At 72.2% G+C, this 1,333-nt stretch carries 2 protein-coding genes and 1 pseudogene; 1 reads left to right on the forward strand and 2 read right to left on the reverse strand.

The features are described 5' to 3' along the window. Positions 1–297: pseudogene (locus AC0CYZ_RS04080) on the forward strand (succinate dehydrogenase/fumarate reductase iron-sulfur subunit); the annotation flags it as partial. Here the strand turns inward: AC0CYZ_RS04080 and AC0CYZ_RS04085 are convergent. Together AC0CYZ_RS04085 and AC0CYZ_RS04090 are read right to left on the reverse strand one after the other, a co-directional pair. Continuing rightward, positions 294–572: a hypothetical protein gene (locus tag AC0CYZ_RS04085; protein ID WP_472212596.1), complete on the reverse strand. Its 279-nt coding sequence runs from the start codon at positions 570–572 to the stop codon at positions 294–296. The pseudogene AC0CYZ_RS04080 and the gene AC0CYZ_RS04085 overlap by 4 nt on opposite strands. Then, positions 569–1,006 (reverse strand): nuclear transport factor 2 family protein, encoded by a 438-nt coding sequence (locus AC0CYZ_RS04090; RefSeq protein WP_472212599.1) that lies wholly within the window; start codon positions 1,004–1,006, stop codon positions 569–571. Before AC0CYZ_RS04090 ends, AC0CYZ_RS04085 begins: the two co-directional genes overlap by 4 nt. Positions 1,007–1,333: the final 327 nt, after the last annotated feature.

Raw genomic sequence — 1,333 nt, forward strand, 5'->3', positions numbered from 1 at the left:
GTCCGCAACCGCAAGGAGGACGCCCAGGAGGAGCACGGCCTGGGGTACTGCAACATCACCAAGTGCTGCACCGAGGTGTGCCCGGAGCACATCAAGATCACCGACAACTCCCTCATCCCCATGAAGGAGCGGGTGGTCGACCGCAAGTACGACCCGCTGGTCTGGCTCGGTCGGAAGATCTTCAAGCGCCAGGACCTCGAGCAGCGGGGCGCCACCGGCAAGACGTCGCTGGACGACGCCGGTCCGGACAACGGCTCGCCGCTGCCCGCCGACTCGATCGGCCCGGTCGGCAGCTAGCCCGCCGACGGCCCAGCCGCTGGATCGCCGGCGACGAGGGGCACAGGACGCAGCTCGGGACGACCGAGGACCTGCGTCCTGTGCCCCTCGTCCGTCCGGCGCCCGAAGTCCGGGCGCCGGATGCCGATCAGGGGCACTCCACGCAGCCCCCGAGGGCTCGACGAGTGCGTGACGTACCCCTCGGCGGCGCCGTCGCCGCGCACCTCGGCCGCGCCGTCGCCCCACGCCCCGGCCGCGCCGTCGCCACACGCCCCGGCCGCGCCCTCGCCGCTCACATCGGCACCGCCGTGACGCCCAGCTGGGCCCAGAAGCGCGCGTTGGCCTCCCGGTCCCGGTCGTAGGTCTCCATGCGGGTCCAGCGGCCGTCGCGGACCTCGATGACGTAGACCGCGTGGTTGTCGAACACCGCGTCCCCGACACGGCCGGTCTCGTGCACGAGCAGCACGACGTGGTCGTCGCCGCCGTAGATGCCCAGCGGCTCCTGCGCGAAGGTCCCCTCGAAGAACGCGAACCAGGCGCCGAGGAACTCGAAGAAGGCCTCGCGGCCCTCGATGACGTGCCAGTCGCCGGCGCCGTTGTCGTGGTTGACCATCACGAAGTCGTCGGTCATCAGCGCGTTGCTCGGACCGACGTCCCCCTGGGCCAGGGCGGTGAAGGCCGCGATCACCGCGGTGACGTTCGGGTGCTCGGTGACGGTGTCGGTGGTCATGGCGGTCTCCCCATCCTCGGACGAACTGCCCGGGACGCTAGGGGCCTCGGCGCGCGAGAACCTCTGCCGAACGGCAGACGACCGGGAGCGGACAGGGGCTCGGGCGCCGTCGTCGGGAAGCGCCGGCCCGGCCGTCGACGCCGAGCCCGGCCCCGACGAGGACCGTCCGGCGCGAGGGCCGGGCAGGGAGGTCCACCTACGCATCCTCGCAGGTGGACGGCCTACCCTGGAGGCGATGACCGCAGCAGTCCCGCGCACCTTCGCCATCCGCACCCACGGGTGCCAGATGAACGTGCACGACTCCGAGCGACTCGCCGGTGTGCTCGT

This window comes from Actinomycetospora sp. (genome assembly GCF_055612215.1).

Coding starts and splice junctions, on each gene's coding strand:
- AC0CYZ_RS04090 (WP_472212599.1), bottom strand. CDS start 1,006: ATGACCACCGACACCGTCACCGAGCACCCGAACGTCACCGCGGTGATC.